We start from the raw sequence: 21,665 nt of genomic DNA, 5'->3' as shown, positions 1-21,665 counted from the left end.
AATATTCTTCAAAAAAACAACTAAAATAAAGTAATTATTGAGATATTTATAATACACCTCTTCTAATAAAATTATAAATTCTATCAATATCTGTTGTAATGATGAATCTAATTTTTGAAGGATAGGCTCTTTTATTGATTTCAAAACCTTCATTGGTGTAAATAGGAAGATAAAATTCAAATATTTCAGGAAGGAAGTTTAATCGAATACCGTTTTCATAAAAAAACTTTGGAGAGGTATTTTTGTTTTTTAACATGGCAACGTCATTATAAATTTCTGCCCACTTCCATACGCTTACACTGGTATTAATAGATGTTATAAGCTGATTAGCAAAGTATGGTTCTTTAAATTTAGATTTAAAACCTCCTTGACCAACGACAAACTGCTGACTAAAGATACCTTCACTTTCTGAGCGACCAAATAAATTTTGCTCAAACAAGTAATCATTTCCGCGATTTAATCCAAAGCTAAAGTAATTTCCTTCTGTTTTGTTTGATAAGAAGAGTCCACCAAAAAATCGGACTTCAAAACTTTCATTAGCAGTAAAGAACTTTCTATAACGAAAATCGGTTGAAATTTTACTGAAACTAGAGTTTATTTCAAGGTTAGCAGCATACTGTATTCTGCGTATAGCATCAAATTTGTTGTTGATATAGCGAAGGTTAAAAATATTATACTTGTCTTGATCACTCTGAGTATTGTTAGGTGCAACTTCTTTATTAATACTAACGATTCGAGCTATTAAGAATTTTGAACCTATATCGCGGAGTGTATTTCTTCTAAATTGAAAATTAATAAATGGACTTAAAGTATTATATCCTAGCTCAGGTGCGTAATGAAAGTTACTTCCTGAAATTCCATATCGTATTTTATAAATCTTAGAGTCTCTTAAAAAATGATTATATGCTACAGAAAAAGATCCTGTAAAGTTTCTACTTTTTAGACTATAGTTTGGGGTTAAACTAAATTGAAAGTTGTGATTAACTAGTGATCTATTATTTATATTTACTCCAAGTATTAAACCATCGTATAGATTATACTTAATGTCAGGATAATAAAATAACTGATTATAATAGGGGTTTTCAAAATCTTTAAAAAAACGAAATTGGAGAGGCTTGCTTATAAAGCTATTATTTACATTTCTAAAATTGTTAAGAGAGTTAAATTCAGGATAGTTGTTTTCATAGTTTAAAGCTAGTTTATTGAAGTCGCCTCTTTTAATTTTAACTGTTTTGGTAGAGTCTATATTAGTAATCCAAGTTTTAAATTTTATATCTTTATTTTGGATGCCATATAGTGCAACAGGAGCTTTAAACGTTCTTTTATTTTTAATTGTAACAATTAGAGAGTCTTTATTTTTGGTATAAGCTACCTTTTTTATTTTGTAATCAATTTTTTTATCGGTAGTAAGATAATCTCCAAAGAACCATTGCAAATCTTTTGAAGTGTTTTTTTGAAGTATATGAGCAAAGTATTTACTACTTGAGGGCTTTAATTGATTTTGAATATAAAATTCTTTTACTGATTTTTTTAAAATACTATCGCCTACAAAATCGTGTAAATACTTAATACCTAAACCTGCTTTGTATTTACTAACAACTTTTCTGTTAAAATTAGAAAGAGAATCACTAGAGGTTATTAAAGATTGATCGTAAAATTTTCGAGAGCTAAACTGATATACTAGAGGGTATTTGTCATTCTGCTTTAATTGAGCAATGTTATATGTTTTTATTGGCCAATACTTAGAGTATTTTCCTAGAAAAGTAATTTCAGGATAGTATTTTTTTACATACTCCATCATTAAAAAAGTTTGGAAGCCATCAGTAAGCCAATAATCTTTTCTTGGGTTTTGAATAATAATATCGTCGAAATATTTCTGAGTAAGAGCTTTAAAGAACCCAGTTTCCCATCTAAAGTTTTTAGGAAAAGGTTTCAACCAGCTTGGAAGCCCATAAATTTCATGTAATGAATTTTTATTAATAGTTCGAGAATCTACAAAAATTTCAGGGTGAGGGTGTTTACCTATAAAGTCTTCTATAAATTGTATTTGTTTATTTATAATTTTGGTAGTCTCTTCATTCGTGATTTTTTTAAGGTAGGCATCAGTTTTAATTTCTTTATCCTTTAGCTTAAAAGATTTAAAAGTTTTAATAGTGTCAATATGGAGTATAATATCCTTTTTTTGGGCGCCAACTAAATAATAGTTTGTATAGCTATTGTGTTCAGTTTTATATTGATACAAATTACTTTCAATATGATAATTCTTAGGAATATCTATAGAAATAGAGTAATTAGAGAGCTCCTCGTATAGATCGTCTAAATTTAAGTTGCTCATCAGTTGCCATTTTTTATCATATACGGCAGGAGTTAGATACCAAAAACGTAAATGGTATCCAGTTTTTGTTTTTCCATATCCTGTATATTTTGCATTTGGAATTTTTACAGAATATGAGGTACGTATTATTAAGCTGTCTTTTGGTTTTAAAGGTTTGTTGAGTAGTACTTTAATAATATCTTGTTGATTTTTATTCTCTTTGAATGAAACTTGTTTAAAGTTAACAGTTAAGTTTTTTATTTTACTGTAACCTCTATCTTTTTCTTTTGAAAAGTAAAAGTTTTTTTTGTAATCTTCAATAAACCGTTTTGCTAAGGGAGTATCATCGTTTTTATAACCATTTGCCCAGTTATGTAAAAAAATATAATCTAGATTAGAAGAAGAGTGATTGTAAAAAGTTGTTTTTTGTAGAATATGAATAACATCGTTGCCTATATCTAATTTAGCTTTTATTTCAACAGAGTTTTCTTGTGCTACTATTTTAAAGCAATACAAGATGGAAGTACATACTAAAAGGAGTATTTTCTGTTTCAATATTATATAATGCGAGTTTAAAAGTTTTACAGAAAACATTTAAGTTTCATAAACTTTGTGAAAATAAAAAAGCTCGTTGTATTTACAACGAGCTTTAAAGATAAAAATTTTTAGAAATTTGGTTTTAGCTGATATTTAGCATAAAACTTATTAAAGTGTTCAACTGCTTCATCAGCAGTGTCAACAACTCTAAATAAATTCAAATCTTTTTCACTAATATTTCCTTCCTCTAATAATGTGTTCTTAATCCAATCAAGTAGGCCTCCCCAAAACTTTTTACCCATAAGTACAATAGGGAAACGTCCAATTTTGTTAGTTTGTATTAGTGTTATAGCTTCAAAAAGTTCATCCATAGTACCAAATCCACCAGGCATAACAACAAAACCTTGTGAGTATTTAACAAACATAACTTTACGAACAAAAAAGTAATCGAAGTTTAAGTTTTTGTCATGGTCAATCCATGGGTTGTCATGTTGTTCAAAAGGAAGTTCAATATTTAAACCAACAGAGGTTCCTTTTCCTCGGTGCGCTCCTTTATTACCAGCTTCCATAATACCAGGACCTCCTCCTGTAATAACACCAAATCCGCTTTGAGTTAGTTTAAAAGCAACTTCTTCAGCTAATTTATAATAAGGATCGTCTGTTTTTGTACGGGCAGAACCAAAAATAGATACACAAGGACCAATTTTACTTAGTTTTTCATATCCATCAACAAACTCAGACATAATTTTAAATATAGCCCAAGAATCGTTGGTTTTTATTTCATTCCAAGTTTTTTGTTGTAGTTTTTCTCTAATTTTTCTGTCATCATTCGGACTCATAATTCTTCTACTTTTATATTAAATAACAAATTAAATAGCTAAAATTTAATTTTTAGCAAGCTTGCTAATTTAGTGGTTTTTTATGGATAGATACAAAATAAAAATAAAAAACTACCTTGAAATCAAGGTAGCTTTTTATACGTAAAACTTTAATCAAGTTTGAGCTTTATAAGATTCATTAGCATAAACACGAGGTTTTAGAAGTAATAAAAAGAAATTTTCTCACATAAAAACAGTTAGTTATACAACTGAACCAAGAAAATTACAGTTTTATTTACCTCGACTTTTTTCGCTTTCTCTAATCCTATAATTGATTTTTTATGATAATAAGTTAAAATTGATTAGTTGTTAAATTCTTTAAAGACACTCAAGGTTTTGTGTTTATTCTTTGTAAAAGAAATTTTACTAGTATTATGCTTTTTAACAAGACTATATTTTTTTAATAAGCAAACAGCTAGAAGTTATGATTCTAGCTGTTTGTAATTAATATAACTTTAATTAAAAAGCTTATAAACAGTTTGGCTGCCATTTGTAGCAGTGGCGTTGAATTGGATCCCAGTCTAAACAGCATCTAGGAACTCTTCCTCCAAAGGTATTCTTTTGAGTAGTTTTATTTAAAACTTTTCCTAAGTTTAAGATTGATTTTTTCATAACTTAAAAGTTTTAAATTTAATACCAAATACATCCAAATCTGTCACATCTACCAGCATCACATATAGTATGTCCTCCTGGACTAGTTTGACAACATTTTCTACCATCTTGATAACAACTATTGGCAGCACCTCCATTAATTTGTTTTTGATTGGCTTTTTTTAAAGCTTTACCTAATTTTAAGATTGATTTTTTCATGATTAAAAAATTTAAATATTTAATAATCCTTGAATTATTTAAAGACACTCAAGGTTTTGTGTCTATTCTTCGCGAGTAAATATTATTAATAATGAGTTGTTCTATTAGGGTAAATTTATAATCTATATTGGCTTGATAGTCTACTTGTGTATAATCTAAATTTATCCTAGGTTTAAACCTACTTTATTCTTAATTGGTTTAAACCTAGGAATGATTCAATTAAAATAATAGTAAATGCACTCTCTTATTGAGGAACATCTTCTCCTAAACAAGCATGTGTTTCATACGATCCTAAGCAACATCCGTTAGGTAAAGAGAAACCACCACAAGCAAAGCACTCTGCTGGTGTATAAATTACACAACCAGTACCTCCGTTAACTTGTTTTTGATCAGCTTTAGTTAAAGCTTTTCCTAGATTTAAAATTGATTTTTTCATAATAGAAAAATTTCGAGGGTTAATAAATTCCTTGAACATTTATAGACACTCAAGGTTTATGTCTGTTTTTTATTATTTGATAATATTTTTTAATTGATAAAAGAAACGTTCTATTAAACGTAAATCTTCCGTTACTATATCCGCAGCACCTTTCATTTCTTGTCTAAAAGGAATAGTTTTATTGTATGTTGTTATTAATTTTTGTGGTAACTCTACATTAATTAAGTAATTACCTTCCTCATCAGGAGTTAAAGAAATTGATTTAACTCTTCCATTTAATTCGCCAAATTCATCAGATGGATAATTTAAAAGTTTAATCTGAACTTTTTGACCTTTCTTTATTTTACCAGAATTAGCAGCAGGAGCTTCAATTTTACCGATAAATGAATTCCCTTTATTAGGAATAATGGTGAATATTAAATCACCCGTATTAACCGTTTGATTTTTATTCCAAAAAGATAAGAAGGATACTTTACCATTTATTGAAGAAGTTAGAGCATATTGTTTTTCCCAGTCTTTAATAGCCTTTTTTAAGTATAAAAAAGATTGAATAGCTTTCTTTTTTAAACGAGTATCTTGTTGTGTTTTTTTTATAGAAGTGCCTTCTAGGTTTTTAGCAGAGTTATTGATTAATTCTCTTATTTGAGAAATTGATGATTCAAGGGTTTTATATGAGCGTTTTGCTTGTAAGTATTCAATTTCTTTTTGATCTTTTTCTTTAGCAGATATAACCCCTTGGTTAAACATTTTTCTACTACGATCAAGATCTTTCTCTTTAAATTCTAGTTCTTTAAGATTTAAATCTTTTTGAGAAAGTAAGATTTGTAGTCTGCCTCTAGCTTCTATAACAGACATTTGGTTAGCGAAATTTTCCGATTTAAACGGAGTTAGTTTTTCGTTTAAGGTATATTCAGAATAATCATTTTCAAATTGAGAGTAGCTAGAGGTTATATCTCCTAAAATTAGTGGAGGAACTTTATCAATAGGGAAAAAGAATTTTTGTTGATTTATTTCAATTGTATCAATTATACTTTTTAATAGTAAAACATCTTTAAAAGAAGCACTATTTTCAATAACTGCTAAAACATCACCTTCAGAAACTTTTTTGCCTTCAGTAGTTAAGAAAGTTTCAAATTGTCCTGTTGATTTTGCATAAATTTTCTCAGGTGGAGTAGAGGTCGTAACCATTACTTCTGTAGAAATTATATCAGGATATTTTACAAACCATGAAATGAATAATAACATTAATATAAGTGTAAGTAGTAAAGTATTACCCCAACGAATCATCCAGTTAGGCACATGGGTTAAAATTTCTTGAACTTCTTCACTTCGAATTTCTATATTTTGAGAATTATCGGGCATATTTAGAGTGTATAAAGGTACCATTGTAGTAGAAGAGCACCGATGAAATAAATATTAATTATGTTAAGACACAGTTTCCTGCATGACATCTCTATTAATTATCCTTAAAGGTTTTACTAATGGTTGATCATAACAATCAACTTCAGAGCCACAATGGATACTTACTTTAATTTGTTGTTCTATTTACTTAATTTCACTTTTTTTTAGATTAAACACCAGAGCAATAAACCCCAACTCTAACTCTGTTTTTACAGATACTAGGGAGGTTAGTGTAGTCGCTACAACTACCACAATAAACTGCACTACCATAAAGTTGTGTATCGATATTTCCGTAGTAACAATTAATTGAGGGACAAGGTTGATTACTACTCCCATTAATTAACTGTTGCTTAGATTTGTTTAAAGGTGTTCCTAAATTTAAAATTGATTTTTTCATTTTAAAATAATTTAAGTTTGATAAAACCCTTGAATAGTTTAAAGACACTCAAGAGTTATGTCTATTCTTCGCGAGTGAATATTTTATTTACCTAAATCTAGTTGGTTTTTGACTAAATGGTAATAACTTCCTTTTAATTTGATTAATTCTTCATGATTTCCTTTTTCAATAATTTTTCCTTTTTCAAGGACAACTATTTGGTGCGCGTTTTTTACAGTGCTTAGTCGGTGTGCTATTACAACAGCTGTTTTGTCAGCAAAGAATTCATTAAGCTTACCCATAATAATTTTTTCATTGTTTGCATCAAGTGCACTAGTAGCTTCATCAAAGAACAAGAATTTTGGGTTTTTATATACCGACCTAGCAATAAGTAATCGTTGTTTTTGACCTGTACTTAAGCCACTACCTTCACTACCAATTTTGGTATTATATCCTAGCGGTAATCCCTCAATATAATCGTTGATATTTGCTACGTCTATTGCGTGAGCTAGCTTTTCCTTGTCAACATAATCTTCACCCACAGCAATGTTTTTAGCTATAGAATCATTAAAGATATATCCTTCTTGCATAACAACACCGCAGTTTCTTCTCCATTCTTTTTGAGAAATGTTTTTTAAGTTAAAGTTGTTTATCATAATATCTCCTTGGTCAACTTGATAAAAACCAAGAAGTAATTTCATTAATGTGGTTTTTCCACTTCCACTAACCCCTACAATTGCGGTTGTTTTATTTGCAGGAATTTCAAGAGATAAATCTTTCAAAACAGGCTCTAAACCACCAGTGTACCTGAATGAAATATTATTTAGTTTTATAGATGCGTTATCTGGAATGATGGTTACTTTTTCATCACTAGGTTTTTCTTCATCTTCCATGTTGTGTATTTCACCTAATCTATCTAAGGAGATTTGTGCATCTTGTATATCTCTCATAAAGTTTATTAGTTGTGTAATTGGTCCGTTTAGTTGTCCGACAATGTAGCTAATAGCCATCATCATACCTAAGGTAATTTGTCCATCTATTACTAGTTTAGCAGAAAGTATAGTAATGAACATATTTTTAAGTTCATTGATAAAGTTAGAACCTACACTTTGTGTTTGTTCAAGAGCAAGGCTTTTAGTAGCTACTTTAAATAAACGAGCTTGTACATATTCCCAATTCCATCGCATGCGTCTTTCAGCATTGTGAAGCTTTATCTCTTGCATTCCATTAATAAGTTCAATTACTTTACTTTGTTCTTGACTTACTTGAGAAAAACGTTTATAATCAAGCTCTTTTCTCTTTTTGAAGAAGAATAATACCCAACCAAAATATAAAACACTTCCTAACACAAAAACACCAAAAATTTGCATGCTATAATACCCTAAAACTAAACTAAAAATTATGAGATTGAAAAAAGAGAATAAAACAGTTAAAGAAGAAGTGGTTAAAATTCGTTCAATACGCTTATGATCGTTGATTCTTTGTAATAAATCTCCTGTCATTCTTACATCGAAGTAGGAGATAGGTAATTTCATTAATTTGATAAAAAAATCTGAAATTAAAGATATGTTGATTCGAGTACTAAGATGAAGTAAAATCCAACTTCTAATAATTTCTAAAGAAGCTTTTCCTATGAATAAAAATAATTGAGCAAATAAGATTAAGTATACAAAGTTTAAATCTTGGTTTTTAATACCAACATCAACAACACTTTGAGTTAAAAAAGGTAAGATTAATTGTAATAAACTACCAGCTAGGAGCCCAATTATTAATTGAACTATAAACTTTTTGTATTTATATAAGTATTTGAAAATAAATGAAAAACCAAATTTTTCATCTTCTTCAAACTCTTCTTGATAGAATTTGGGAGTTGGTTCTATTAATAAGGCAATACCTTCTTCTGTATTTTCATCGGCATTATTACCAATCCAATGTTGGATAAACTCCTCTTTAGTAAAAGAGATGAGCCCATGAGCTGGGTCAGAAATATAAACAACATCTTTTTTTATTTTGTAAAGAACCACATAATGATTTTTATTCCAATGAATAATACAAGGAAATGGGGCTTCTTTAAGTTTGTTAAAGGCTAATTTTATACCTAAAGACTTAAAGCCTATAGACTCGACAGCTTCACTAAGACCTAATAAGCTACTGCCTTCACGTGTTGTTTCGCTTAGGTTTCTTAATTGTTGAGTATTGATAGTTTTACCATAGTGTTTGGCTATGATTTTAATACAAGTAGGTCCGCAATCTTTTGCTTCTGTCTGTTTATAGTTTGGGAATTTTTTCAAGTTCAGTTTAGATATGAAATAAGTTAGAGAGTTAACCCTCTAACTTATTTGAAGTTATTAATTATTACATAATCTTCTATAGGCTTCTCCTTCCATACATATTCCAATATAAGGAGGGTTTTTACAACATCCCATTTTTTGGGGACACTCGGCATGACTATAGCAGGCAATAATAACAGAACCGTTAATTGATTTTAGTTCTTTCTTGTTTAGAATTTTACCTAAGTTTAAAATTGATTTCTTCATAAGAAATATTTTTAGTAGATACAACAAGTGTCGAATTCGTCAATACAAAACCTGTGAGGGTTTCTACAGTCTTTATTAGGGTCGCTTCCCCCATTGCCAGAACCGTTATCTATACATAAATGACCATCGCAGTAACTACCTATAGGACAGTTGCCATTTGCATCACAGAAAATGGCATTACCACCATTAACTGTTTTTTGTTCTGTTTTATTTAAAGTCTTACCTAAGTTTAAAATTAGCTTCTTCATGATTAAAATTTTATTATGAAACAAAACTACAATAAAACTCTGCGCAGTGTCTTCCATGGTCTTCACAGATACCATCCCTATTTTTATCACATTGTTTTCTGCCTCCGTTAATTTGAGCTTGTTCTGTTTTTTTTAAAGCCTTGCCTAAGTTTGAAATTTTCTTTTTCATAATTATAAAGGCATTAATATGCGACAATATGTTTCTGCACATTTCCAACCGAAGTCTTCACAAACACGGTCTCTGTTGACATCACATTGCATTCTACCTCCGTTAATTTGAGCTTGTTCCGCTTTTTTTAAAGCTTTACCTAAATTTAGAATTTGTTTTTTCATAATTAAAATATTAAGGTTACTTTTGCGGCGAACATTTAAAGACACTCACCAATGTGTCTATTCTTCGCGAGAGAATTTTGTTCAAAATGCAAAGCCCTTTTTGGGCTTTGTCTTTTTATACTGTTTTTAATGAAACATCAGAAGCTTCTATATTTTCTTCTAAATCTTCAATAAATAAAATTAAATCAGTTCTGTTATATTCCTTAGGAAATGATTTACCGTTTACTAAAATTTCAGGAGTAAAGTTGATGCCATTTTGATTACACCAATTCTTTTCTTTTTCTAGCTCCAATGTATAAGTTTCTTTATTAGAACACTCACCCCATTTTTTTAACCAAGCAGCTGGTTTTTGCCCTTCATAAATAGCATCCATGGCTTGAAGACATTCTTTTTCTCCTTGTGTATTATATATTTCTATGAGTCTACTGGTAATTTTAACGACATCACTATCTTTTTTTTCTACACTTACATTAAAGCGTACTTTAATTTTTGCATTGTTATGGTATCTTTTAATAATTTCATCAACATGAGCGTGAACAGGTTTACAGTGTCCACAGAAAGGATTGGTGATTATTGTAATTTCAAGGCTGGAGTTAGGGTTTCCAAAAACAATTTCTTTACTATCAGTTAATTGAGTGTCAAGTTGAGGTGATTTTTGTAATAAACTATCAAACAAAGCATAGTTTCTCTTAAATTTAACACTTGCTATCTTTTCTTTTTTGAGTTCTTGAACTTCAGTAAATAAAGGTTTAATATAATTCCAAGCTAACCACGTAAAAGAAGCAACGATACCCAAGGTGACAAAATCTTTAATTATAAAGGTGTTAATGTAATTATTTGTCAATACTGGAGCCAGTGCTTGTAGCCAAAGAACTCCAACTATACTTAAGCATAAAAGACACCACTTTTTTACTACTGCATATTGATAATATAGCGAGTATAGAGTAATAGGTATAGCAAGTAAACTAATAGTATATGAAATTACAGGATTAGAAATTTGAGTAAAAGTTAAAAGAGATAACCCAATAAAATAAAGCATGCTAAAGTCACTTAATTTATATCCTTTTAAAATTTCCGCTCCTTTTGAGGTTAATACAGCGTCACAATCTTTTTTATCATCAGCTCCTGAACAAAAAGCATCACCAATAGCGGTTTTCAATCCAAGTTCTTGTTTTACAATTGCGATACTGATAATTAATCCTGTTACTGATAGTAAGAAATAAAAAGTATTGTACCATGAAGTTGAACTATAAAAAACAAAAAATAACGTAAAAATACTAAGAAGAGAAAAACCGATAGTTTTAACTAATTTGGAGTTATTTTTAGTTGTTTGATAACCTTCAGTTTCTTCAACAGCAACAATAATTCCTGTAAATTTACTTAGAAACTCATTTTCAGATAACTTCGTTTTTTTGTTTTCAGAATCATAAATTATATAATCTGATTTTTTTCTTTCTACTACAATTAAATCTTGACCATGTTCACTGTTTATTTGAGCAATAAAACAGCCGGGGAGTTGTAAAAGTGTTTCTGAATTAACAGGAACGTCAGCTGCCACATTTTCAATGTTAAAATGGTCTAATACTCCAGTAATTGCATGTAAACTAGGGTAAGAAGGGTGACTTTGAATTTGAAAAGCCAATTCTTCCTTATCAAAAGAAATACTATTTTTCTTAAGTAAATTTTGTACTAAATTGATTAATGTGTCTTTCAAAAGTAAAAAGGTTTTAAGGATAGTTATTTTCTGTTTCCCCAAAGCTATATTTTGATAGTTGTTTTTTTATAGAAAAAACCATAAAAAAAGTAAGGGAAAACCGTAATCGTTTTTTTTTAAATAAAGCCCTTTTCTTTGGCTGTTAATATTAACTCTCGGTCTCCTTTAGCTTTAACATTGAATATTTTTTTTAGATGTCGTTTTCTTTTTTCAATACTAGCTGCGGAAAGAGGTATGTAATTCGGCATATCTTTCATTTTAGAGCCTAATGAAAGTTCGTATAGTATTTGTCTGTCTATTGCGTCAATGGAAAAATTATTAGAAACTTCTTTTCTTAAGAGGCTTAAGACAGTTTTACTATAATAAGGTATATTGTTTGTTACATTTTTTATTGCATTTTTTAACTCTTTTGAAGTTAAATCGTTCTTAATAAGAAAACCTTCAGGATTTAAGCTTTTAAAAATGTTATAAATTCTGTAATTATCATTACAATCAGTAGAAACAATCAGTCTTGTGTTTGGAAGTAATTTTCTTATTAAAAGCCCTAAATCTTCACCAGATAAGATTTTTCTATTCTTAGCAGGAGAAAGTTTTAAGTCTAAAACAACAAAGCTAAGTGAAGTTTCTTTTTCAATTGTTTTTTTTATAATGTCGTAAGCTCCATTACAATTATAGGTAATGTCTGTGTTAAAATTAAAACTTGGGTTTAACCTAGCTATTTTAGATATTATGTTCTTGTACGTTTCACAAATAAGCGGGCAATTATCTGCTAACAAAGCAGATTGTTTTTCTTTTCTCATGTTTAAATAATTTCGGGGGGAAATACTATTTAACTGATTTCTTTTTTTTAAATCAGTTCATAAATTTATATAAATTAATTTGAAATCAAAAAAAAATATATAAAAAACAAATTATCTACTTATTAAAAATGTAGTTATGTTACTTTTTTAACTCTTTTTTTAAGAATTTTGCTGTATAGCTTTTTTTGTGGATGGAAACTTCTTCAGGAGTTCCAAATGTTAAAACTTTACCGCCTTTTTTACCACCTTCCATACCAATGTCAATAATGTAATCGGCGAGTTTGATAACATCTAAGTTGTGCTCAATAATTAAAACGGTGTTTCCTTTATCTGCTAACTTGTTTAATACTTCCATTAATACACGGATATCTTCAAAATGAAGCCCAGTTGTTGGTTCGTCTAATATATAAAAGGTATTTCCAGTATCTCTTTTTGATAATTCAGAAGCTAATTTAATGCGTTGGGCTTCTCCTCCGGAAAGAGTAGTAGATTGTTGTCCGAGTGTAATGTATCCTAAACCAACATCTTTAATTGTTTTTAACTTTCTATAGATTTTAGGAATATGTTCAAAAAATGCTGTAGCTTCGTTAATTGTCATTTCTAAAATATCAGAAATTGACTTTCCTTTATAACGAATTTCTAAAGTTTCTCGGTTAAAACGTTTTCCTTGGCAAGTTTCACATTCTACGTGAACATCTGGTAAGAAATTCATTTCTATTACACGAACACCACCACCCTGGCAGGTTTCACAACGTCCACCTTTTACATTAAAACTAAAACGACCGGGTTTATACCCTCTGATAGAGGCTTCTGGAGTTTTTGCAAATAAACTACGTATTTCGCTAAACACTCCTGTATAAGTAGCAGGGTTTGAACGTGGAGTTCTACCAATAGGAGACTGGTCAATATCAATAACTTTATCAATATGTTCTAAGCCTTCAATTTTTTTGTAAGGCATTGGTTTTTTTACTGCTCGGTAAATGTGCGCGTTTAAAATAGGGTATAGGGTCTCATTAATTAAGGTAGATTTCCCACTACCAGAAACACCTGTGACACAAATCATTTTACCTAAAGGAAATTCAACGGAAACATTTTTTAAGTTGTTTCCAGAAGCGCCTTTTAATGAGATTGTTTTTCCGTTTCCTTCACGACGTTTTTTAGGAACCTCAATTTCTTTTCTTCTCGATAAATAGTCAGCAGTAAGGGTATCGTGACTTTTTAAATCGTCAAAGTTGCCTTCGCTAACAATTTCTCCTCCATGTCTACCTGCACCTGGACCAATGTCTAAAACAAAATCAGCATTCTTAATCATATCTTCATCATGTTCAACCACTAAAACAGAGTTTCCAACATCACGAAGTTTAATTAAAGAGTCAATTAATTTTTGATTATCACGTTGATGTAAACCAATACTAGGCTCATCTAAAATATATAAAACACCTACAAGTTGTGAACCTATTTGTGTTGCAAGTCGAATACGTTGGGCTTCTCCACCAGAAAGAGATTTTGAAGTTCTGTCTAATGTTAAATAATCTAACCCAACATCCAATAAAAATTGAATGCGTGTGCGAATTTCTTTTAAAATTTCAGAAGCAATAGTTAATTGTTTTTCTGATAATTTTGTGCCAACTTCCTGAAACCAATTAGCCAACTCTAGCACATCCATTTGGGCTAAATCACTAATATTTTTATCAGTGATTCTAAAATGAAGCGCTTCTTTTTTTAAACGCTTTCCATCACAAACCGAACAAGTAACTTCATCCATAAAACCTTTTGCCCAACGTTTGATTGATGTGCTTTCTGAGTTTTTATATTGATTCTCAATAAAGGCAATGATACCTTCGAAATCAATCTCATAATTTCTGGTAACTCCCGCAGTTTTTGATTGAATTTCAAATTTTTCTTTTCCTCCATGAAGAATAATCTCCATAGCTTCTTTAGAAATACTTTTTATAGGGTCGGTTAGTTTAAAGTTATAACGCTCAGCAATAGTTTGAAGTTGTTTAAAAATCCAACTGTTTTTTTGCTCACCCAAAGGTGCAATTCCTCCATTTTTGATAGAAATGCTATCGTCTGGAATTACTTTTTGATGATTTATCTCGTTGGTAATCCCTAGTCCGTTACAGTGAGAACAAGCTCCTTTTGGTGAGTTGAACGAAAAAGTGTTAGGTTCAGGATTAGGGTAAGCGATTCCCGTAGTAGGACACATGAGTTCACGACTAAAATAACGAGGTTTTTCATCATCAACATCAATTACCATTAAAATATTATCACCCGTGTACAAGGCAGTTTTAATAGTCTCTTCTAGACGTTTTTCAGCAGCATCATTCACGGCTAATCGATCGATAACGACTTCTATATCGTGCGTTTTGTAACGATCGAGTTTCATGCCCTTTTCAATTTCTCTAATTTCTCCATCCACACGAACACGAACAAAACCTTGTTTAGAAATTTGTTCGAATAGTTCACGATAATGCCCTTTTCTTGATTTAATTAATGGTGCAAGAATGGCAATACGTTTGCCGTCAAAATCTTTTAAAATTAATTTTCTAATTTGTTCGTCAGAATAACTTACCATTTTTTCACCTGTATTGTATGAATAAGCATCTGCTGCACGAGAAAATAGTAAACGAAGAAAATCGTAAATTTCAGTAATGGTTCCTACAGTAGAACGAGGGCTTTTGTTTGTTGTTTTTTGTTCAATAGAAATTACAGGAGAAAGTCCGTCAATTTTATCAACATCAGGTCTTTCTAATCCGCCCAAAAATTGACGTGCATATGCAGAGAAAGTTTCAATATAACGACGTTGTCCTTCAGCATAAATCGTGTCGAAAGCTAAAGAAGATTTCCCGCTACCACTTAAGCCAGTAATTACAACTAGCTTTTCACGAGGAATTTTAACATCAATATTCTTTAAATTATGAGCTCGAGCTCCGTAAACTTCTATGTATTCTTGTTCTTTCAAAGTGAGGATTTTACCAAAAACAGCAAAGTTACCAAAACCAAATTTATTTTGAAGCAGCGATTATCAACAAATAAACTGAAAATAGTATATTGCGAATAAAACTTAATTAATAAATGAAATTTATAGATTTTGTAAGGCTTTTTTTTGAGCGCCATGGTTTTAACGTGTCTTCCAGGTTTGCTGATAGATTGGGTATGCGAGCCACTAATGTACGTTTGTTTTTTATTTATATATCATTTGTAACAGTAGGTTTGTCTTTTGGATTATATTTAACAATGGCTTTTTTACTAAGATTAAAAGATATGATTTATACTAAAAGAACATCTGTTTTTGATTTATGATAAACACAGTGTTTCAATCAAGGTTATATAGAGCTATAATTTATTCTGTCTTAATAGTTATGCTAGGAGTAACAGGTTATATGTTACTTTTTGATTATTCCTTTATTAACGCTTTGTACATGACGATTATAACCATTAGTACCATTGGTTTTGGAGAAGTACATCCTTTTGGTACGGGGGAAAAACTATTTACTATCGGATTGATAATATCTAGTTTGTTTGTTTTTGGTTATGCAGTTTCTTCATTCTCAGAGTATTTAATTAGTGGGCAATTTTTTCATCAGTTAAAAATAAAAAAAGTGCAAAAACAAATAGAGCAGTTACAAGGTCATACCATAGTTTGTGGTTATGGTAGAAATGGTAAACAAGCTATTTCGAAATTGAAAAACTACAAGAAACAAGTTGTAGTGGTTGAAAAATTTAATGATGTAGTGAGGCAGTTAGATGAAAAAGGAGTGTTAACTATTCAAGGAGATGCAACGCTTGATGAGACTCTATTAAGAGCAGGTATTATGAATGCAGAAAATCTAATAACAGCGTTGCCTTCTGATGCCGATAATTTATTTGTAGTGCTAACAGCAAAACAATTAAATAAAAATTGTAAAGTAATTAGTAGAGCATCTAAAGAAACATCATATAGTAAGTTAAAAATAGCAGGAGCAGATAATGTAATTATGCCAGATAAATTAGGAGGTTCTCACATGGCATCTTTAGTTGTAACTCCTGATGTTATTGAGTTTGTAGATAGGCTAACTATTGAAGGAGAAACAACTGCTAACTTAGAAGAAGTAGCAATTAATGACTTGCCAGAAAAATACATTGATAAAACAATATTAGATTTAGATTTACGAAAAAAAACAGGTTGTACAATTATAGGGTATCGTACTCCAAATAAAGATTACATTATCAACCCAGAAGCTTCGGTGAAATTAGAAATAGGAGGAAATTTGATTGTTTTAGGACGTCCTGAACAGATAGAAACACTTAGAAAAGTTTTTTAATGAAGAAAGTTGTAATAACTGGAAGTAATGGTTTACTTGGGCAAACTTTAGTAAGCCTTTTATTAGAAGAAAAAGAAAGATATCAGGTAATAGGTTTTTCAAGAGGAGAAAATAGAAGTGGTAGAGGTGACTTTAATTATGTTTCAATTGATATTACAGATGAAGATTTGCTTTACAAAAAACTGTCTGAATATAAGCCAGATGTTATTGTGAATACAGCAGCAATGACAAATGTTGATGCTTGTGAAACAAATAAACAAGCTTGTGATAATCTAAATATAGATGTAGTTCAATATCTTAAAAACTATTCAGAAGAAAATAAAACTCATTTAATACATATTTCAACTGATTTTATTTTTGATGGGAAAAATGGACCATACAAAGAGAGTGATAAGCCAAACCCGTTGAATTATTATGGGCTCTCCAAATTAAAATCAGAAGAATTATTAATAAAGTCTAAGGTAAATTATGCTATTTTACGTACCATATTAGTATATGGAAAAGTATATGATATGTCGCGCACTAATATAGTATTGTGGGTGAAGAAAATGTTGGAAGACAGGAAAGAAATAACTATAGTAGATGACCAATTTCGTATGCCAACTTATGTAGAAGATTTGGCATTAGCGTGTAAATTATCAATAGATAAAAAAGCACTAGGAATTTTCAATATTTCCTCAAAAAGAATGATGAGTATTTATGAAATTGCACAACAAATAGCAGAAGCTTTTAGGTTAGATAAAAGCTTAATAAAACCAATTTCTACAGCTGTTTTAAATCAAACAGCCTTACGGCCTGCTATTACGGGTTTTGATTTAACAAAAGCCCAAACAGAATTAGGATTGCGACCAAAATCTTTTAAAGAAGATTTACATAAATTTAAAGAAAAGCTAATGTAAAAACCATATTTAACAACGAAAACTTGTTGTAAGTGCATTTTTTTATGATATTGCGGGCTACTAATTCAAAAATCTAATACATATTATGAATAAAAAACTACTTGCATTGCTGTTTTCAATAACACCAATGTTAACATTTGCACAGGAAAAAGGAATTGATCAAATGATTGATGAAGCGTTTAAACCTTTTTCTGATTTTTTTAGTAGTGTGATTTTTTTTCCAGTATTTGGTACCCCTTTTGTATTGATTTTGTTAGTGGCTAGTGCCGCTTTTTTTACGCTCTATTTTGGATTTCCAAATATCCGTCACTTCTTTACTGCAATAAATGTTGTAAGAGGGAAATATGAAGATATTGAAAAACATGGCGCGCAATTATTGTATGGTGAAGATGGTATAGCTCAAGGAGTAGATATGAATGAAGTTGACGATATTGAGGAGCATATTGAAAATATAGAGAGCTTACATAGTGACTTAGAAATTGATGGAGATATTAAAGATACTATTCGCGATGAAAGTCATGAAGGTGAAGTTTCTCACTTTCAGGCATTAGCAACAGCGGTTTCTGGTACAGTTGGAAATGGTAATATTGCAGGAGTTGCATTAGCAATTGCTTTAGGAGGCCCGGGAGCAACTTTCTGGATGATTATTTGCGGTTTGTTAGGGATGTCAACAAAATTTGTAGAATGTACATTAGGAGTACATTATCGTGATGTAGGAGAAGACGGAACAGTGTATGGAGGTCCTATGTATTATTTATCTAAAGGATTAAAAGAAAAAGGTTTTGCAACACTAGGAAAAATAGCAGCAGGAGCATTTGCAGTTTTCTGTATTGGAGGTTCTTTTGGAGGTGGTAATGCAGCTCAATCTAACCAAGCAACAATAGTTATTAAAGAGTTGTTAGGTTTAGAGAGTACAGCAGCTGGAGCTATCATAGGTATTGTACTAGCCATTTTAGTAGGTATTATAATTATTGGAGGTATCAAAAGAATTGCTTCTGTAACAGAAAAAGTAGTTCCTTTTATGGCATTGCTATACCTATTGGCTTGTTTGTATATTTTAGGGGTTAATTTCTCTTTAATAGATGATGCTATTTCTTTAATTATAACAGAAGCTTTCAATCCTACAGCGATAGGTGTTGGTGGTGTTATAGGTGTTTTATTAGTAGGGTTTAAAAGAGCAGCTTTTTCTAATGAAGCTGGAGCAGGTTCGGCTTCAATTGCGCACTCTGCAGTGAAAACAAAATATTCTGCATCAGAAGGTTTAGTGGCATTATTAGAGCCGTTTATTGATACTGTATTAATTTGTACAATGACAGCTTTAGTAATTATTATCTTTAATTTTGGAGGAGCTTTTGAATATGGAGGAGATGGTACAGGATCTGTATTTATTGACGGTGTGGCTTATGAGGGAGCAGGAATTACTTCAAGAGCATTTGCAGCTTACATTCCATACTCAAATGTATTTTTAACTGTAGCAGTTGTTTTATTTGCAGTTTCTACAATGATTTCTTGGTCGTATTACGGATTGCAGTCTTGGAAATTTTTATTTGGTAGAGGAAAAAAAGCAGATTTAACATATAAAATTTTGTTCTTAACTTTCGTAGTAATTGGAGCAGCAGCGAGTATGAAGTCTATTTGGGATTTTTCAGATGCAATGATTTTTGCAATGGTGTTCCCTAACATGGTAGGTTTATACTTATTGATGCCAGTGGTTAAAAAGCAACTAAAAAGATATTTAGATGCTATTAACCTTAAAAAAGAAGCAGTAGAAGAATAAAAAACAAAACGAATGAAAATATTTAAACCCCATTTCTGGTATAATAAACGCCAAAGAAATGGGGTTTTCTTTTTATTATTTTTAATAGTTGTTTTACAATTTATATATGTGTACATAGATTTTTCTTCAGAAAAAATAGAGGGTATAAATAAGAAAGAGCTAGTAGCTCTTCAAAATACTATTGATAGTTTGAAAAGAATTGAATTGATTAAAAGAAAACCTAAACGATATCCATTCAATCCAAATTATATAACAGACTTTAAAGGTTATCAACTAGGAATGTCTGTAGAGGAAATAGATAGATTACACAATTACAGAAAACAAAATAAATGGATTAACTCGGCTAAAGATTTTAAACAAGTAACAAAAATATCTGATAGTCTTTTGAACAGAATAGCTCCTTATTTTAAATTTCCAGATTGGGTTGTAAAAGAAGAAAACCAAAAGAAGAAAAGTAAAATAGAGTTAGGTTTAAGTGAAAGGCATACATATAATAAGGTATATAAAATTTCTACTAATGATATTAATAAAGCCACTCAACAAGATTTTGAAACTATTAGTGGTGTTGGAGAAGTATTATCTTCTCGAATTATAAAGTATAGAAAGAAGTTACAAGGGTATTCATTCTCAAAACAATTATATGAAGTTTGGGGAATAAATAAAGCTGCAGCAAACAAAGTCATGCAAACTTTTACTGTAATTAAAAAACCAACTATTAAAAAAGTAAATGTAAATACAGCCAAATTCAAAGAAGTGTTAAAAAATCCATATATTGATTATGAGTTATGTAAAAAGATATTTGAATATCGAGATGAAGTAGCTGAACTACAAGATATATCAGAATTAAGAAATATTAAAGATTTTCCACTAAATAAATACGATAGAATAATCTTATATTTGAAAGCAGAATAAACAAGCAACAAAATTTAATAAACAAACCACTATGAATAGTATGTACTTTACCGAAGAGCATGAAGCCTTTCGTCAGAGTTTTAGAGATTTTTTACAAAAAGAGGTAGTTCCTCATATAGATAAATGGGAGAAAGAAGGTACGGTAGAGCGTTTTATCTGGAAGAAGTTCGGTGAAATGGGATACTTTGGTTTAAATCAACCTGAAGAATATGGAGGATTAGGTTTAGATCTTTTTTATACAGTTATTTTTTTAGAAGAACTACAAAAAATAAACTCAGGAGGTTTTGCAGCTAATATGTGGGCACATGCTTATTTAGCAATGACACATGTAAATAAAGAAGGAGATGATCGAATTAAGAATGAATATTTAACACCAAGTATAGAAGGAGATAAAATAGGGTGTTTATGTATTACAGAACCTTTTGGAGGAAGTGATGTAGCAGGAATGCGTACTACAGCAATAAAAAAAGGAGATTCATATGTGATTAATGGATCTAAAACGTTTATCACAAATGGAGTATATTCTGATTACTTAGTAGTAGCAGCTAAAACTAACCCTGATGATAAACATAAAGGAATGAGTATTTTTATAGTTGATAGAGATACTCCAGGAATATCGTCAACTAAGTTAGATAAATTAGGATGGAGAGCTTCAGATACTGCTGAAATAGCTTTTGATAATGTGGTAATACCTGCTGAAAACTTAATGGGGGAAGAAGGAAAAGGATTTCCATATATAATGCAACACTTTGCTTTAGAAAGATTAGTAATGGGAATCAATGCTCATGCGCGTGCGGAATATGCTGTTGATTATGTAGTACAATATATGAGTGAACGTGAAGCTTTTGGAAAAACATTAGATAAATTTCAAGCTTTACGTCATAAAGTAGCAGAAATGGCCAGTAGAGTAGATATGTGTAGAGAATATAACTATTCCATTGCAAAACGATTAAATGATGGTATTTATGTGGTAAAAGAAGCAAGTATGAGTAAGCTATTGTCTACTAAAATGGCAGATGAGGTTATATACGATGCTTTACAGTTACTAGGAGGTTATGGTTATATGGAAGAGTATCCAATGGCACGTTTATTACGTGACAGTCGATTAGGACCGATAGGGGGAGGTACTTCAGAAATATTGAAAGAAATTATTGCAAAAATGGTAATAGATAAGAAAGAATATAGACCAGCTACCTAATGCCTCCTATTTTGTAAAAATGATTCTTGATAAATATTTAAGTAAAAATCCTGTGAAAGCAGGATTTTTATTTGCCTCATTTTTAAACTAAAAAGAAATAAAATAGTGTGTTTTTAAAGAATACTTTGTATCTTTGCCGTCCAAAAATGAAATAAAATAATATAATTAATTGATATACTGAACGTTGT

At 30.3% G+C, this 21,665-nt stretch carries 21 protein-coding genes; 6 read left to right on the top strand and 15 right to left on the bottom strand.

The window, feature by feature from the left end:
* Positions 1-46: 46 nt before the first annotated feature.
* The 15 genes from ABHQ57_RS10695 to uvrA all read right to left on the bottom strand — a co-directional run bounded on the left by ABHQ57_RS10695 (position 47) and on the right by uvrA (position 15,349).
* The gene (locus ABHQ57_RS10695; RefSeq protein WP_231128431.1) at positions 47-2,869 is read right to left on the bottom strand and encodes an aminopeptidase; all 2,823 of its coding nucleotides are present in this window, start codon (positions 2,867-2,869) and stop codon (positions 47-49) included.
* A 110-nt stretch (positions 2,870-2,979) separates the two neighbouring features.
* On the bottom strand, positions 2,980-3,690 hold the full coding sequence (locus ABHQ57_RS10690) for a TIGR00730 family Rossman fold protein (RefSeq protein ID WP_047790084.1): 711 nt from the start codon (positions 3,688-3,690) through the stop codon (positions 2,980-2,982).
* 507 nt (positions 3,691-4,197) lie between these two features.
* Positions 4,198-4,341, bottom strand: coding sequence for a hypothetical protein (locus tag ABHQ57_RS10685; protein ID WP_159432124.1), 144 nt, complete (start codon positions 4,339-4,341; stop codon positions 4,198-4,200).
* An 18-nt stretch (positions 4,342-4,359) separates the two neighbouring features.
* Positions 4,360-4,539, bottom strand: a complete 180-nt coding sequence (locus ABHQ57_RS10680; RefSeq protein WP_047790085.1) for a hypothetical protein — start codon at positions 4,537-4,539, stop codon at positions 4,360-4,362.
* Positions 4,540-4,783: 244 nt separating this feature from the next.
* The gene (locus ABHQ57_RS10675; RefSeq protein WP_047790086.1) at positions 4,784-4,975 is read right to left on the bottom strand and encodes a hypothetical protein; all 192 of its coding nucleotides are present in this window, start codon (positions 4,973-4,975) and stop codon (positions 4,784-4,786) included.
* A 72-nt stretch (positions 4,976-5,047) separates the two neighbouring features.
* Positions 5,048-6,337, bottom strand: a complete 1,290-nt coding sequence (locus tag ABHQ57_RS10670) for an HlyD family secretion protein (RefSeq protein ID WP_159493726.1) — start codon at positions 6,335-6,337, stop codon at positions 5,048-5,050.
* Positions 6,338-6,545: 208 nt separating this feature from the next.
* Positions 6,546-6,773 carry a hypothetical protein gene (locus ABHQ57_RS10665; protein ID WP_125064392.1) on the bottom strand — a complete coding sequence of 76 codons (228 nt, stop codon included), beginning with the start codon at positions 6,771-6,773 and terminating at the stop codon, positions 6,546-6,548.
* Positions 6,774-6,856: 83 nt separating this feature from the next.
* Positions 6,857-9,043 (bottom strand): peptidase domain-containing ABC transporter, encoded by a 2,187-nt coding sequence (locus tag ABHQ57_RS10660; protein ID WP_167714195.1) that lies wholly within the window; start codon positions 9,041-9,043, stop codon positions 6,857-6,859.
* 57 nt (positions 9,044-9,100) lie between these two features.
* Complete coding sequence (locus ABHQ57_RS10655) at positions 9,101-9,289, bottom strand: hypothetical protein (RefSeq protein ID WP_156167083.1); 189 nt, start codon at positions 9,287-9,289, stop codon at positions 9,101-9,103.
* 11 nt (positions 9,290-9,300) lie between these two features.
* Positions 9,301-9,537 (bottom strand): hypothetical protein, encoded by a 237-nt coding sequence (locus ABHQ57_RS10650; RefSeq protein ID WP_167714194.1) that lies wholly within the window; start codon positions 9,535-9,537, stop codon positions 9,301-9,303.
* 13 nt (positions 9,538-9,550) lie between these two features.
* Positions 9,551-9,706, bottom strand: coding sequence for a hypothetical protein (locus ABHQ57_RS10645; RefSeq protein WP_156167085.1), 156 nt, complete (start codon positions 9,704-9,706; stop codon positions 9,551-9,553).
* A gap of 2 nt (positions 9,707-9,708) precedes the next feature.
* Entirely contained in the window at positions 9,709-9,870 is a 162-nt protein-coding gene (locus ABHQ57_RS10640) for a hypothetical protein (RefSeq protein WP_159432123.1), read from the bottom strand.
* A 115-nt stretch (positions 9,871-9,985) separates the two neighbouring features.
* The gene (locus ABHQ57_RS10635; protein WP_159493728.1) at positions 9,986-11,584 is read right to left on the bottom strand and encodes a vitamin K epoxide reductase family protein; all 1,599 of its coding nucleotides are present in this window, start codon (positions 11,582-11,584) and stop codon (positions 9,986-9,988) included.
* 116 nt (positions 11,585-11,700) lie between these two features.
* Positions 11,701-12,384: a response regulator transcription factor gene (locus ABHQ57_RS10630; RefSeq protein WP_047790093.1), complete on the bottom strand. Its 684-nt coding sequence runs from the start codon at positions 12,382-12,384 to the stop codon at positions 11,701-11,703.
* A 139-nt stretch (positions 12,385-12,523) separates the two neighbouring features.
* Complete coding sequence (gene uvrA, locus ABHQ57_RS10625; RefSeq protein WP_167714193.1) at positions 12,524-15,349, bottom strand: excinuclease ABC subunit UvrA; 2,826 nt, start codon at positions 15,347-15,349, stop codon at positions 12,524-12,526.
* 113 nt (positions 15,350-15,462) lie between these two features.
* Between uvrA and ABHQ57_RS10620 the strand changes: the two genes are divergently transcribed.
* From ABHQ57_RS10620 to ABHQ57_RS10595, 6 genes are all read left to right on the top strand, one after another.
* Complete coding sequence (locus ABHQ57_RS10620; RefSeq protein ID WP_047790095.1) at positions 15,463-15,690, top strand: hypothetical protein; 228 nt, start codon at positions 15,463-15,465, stop codon at positions 15,688-15,690.
* Complete coding sequence (locus tag ABHQ57_RS10615) at positions 15,687-16,691, top strand: TrkA family potassium uptake protein (RefSeq protein WP_047790096.1); 1,005 nt, start codon at positions 15,687-15,689, stop codon at positions 16,689-16,691. The genes ABHQ57_RS10620 and ABHQ57_RS10615 overlap by 4 nt, the downstream gene beginning before the upstream one ends.
* Positions 16,691-17,590 (top strand): SDR family oxidoreductase, encoded by a 900-nt coding sequence (locus tag ABHQ57_RS10610; protein WP_167714192.1) that lies wholly within the window; start codon positions 16,691-16,693, stop codon positions 17,588-17,590. The genes ABHQ57_RS10615 and ABHQ57_RS10610 overlap by 1 nt, the downstream gene beginning before the upstream one ends.
* A gap of 85 nt (positions 17,591-17,675) precedes the next feature.
* Positions 17,676-19,367 carry a sodium:alanine symporter family protein gene (locus ABHQ57_RS10605; RefSeq protein WP_047790098.1) on the top strand — a complete coding sequence of 564 codons (1,692 nt, stop codon included), beginning with the start codon at positions 17,676-17,678 and terminating at the stop codon, positions 19,365-19,367.
* Between the two features lie 12 nt (positions 19,368-19,379).
* Positions 19,380-20,279, top strand: a complete 900-nt coding sequence (locus ABHQ57_RS10600; RefSeq protein ID WP_073184518.1) for a helix-hairpin-helix domain-containing protein — start codon at positions 19,380-19,382, stop codon at positions 20,277-20,279.
* Between the two features lie 31 nt (positions 20,280-20,310).
* The gene (locus ABHQ57_RS10595; protein WP_159493732.1) at positions 20,311-21,477 is read left to right on the top strand and encodes an acyl-CoA dehydrogenase family protein; all 1,167 of its coding nucleotides are present in this window, start codon (positions 20,311-20,313) and stop codon (positions 21,475-21,477) included.
* Positions 21,478-21,665: the final 188 nt, after the last annotated feature.

It is taken from the genome of Tenacibaculum sp. ZH5_bin.1 (assembly GCF_042865525.1).
GTDB classification, from domain to species: Bacteria; Bacteroidota; Bacteroidia; order Flavobacteriales; family Flavobacteriaceae; genus Polaribacter; species Polaribacter mesophilus.
Note: the sequence above shows the minus strand (reverse complement) of the source record. Positions and strands in the feature narration are given on the sequence as shown.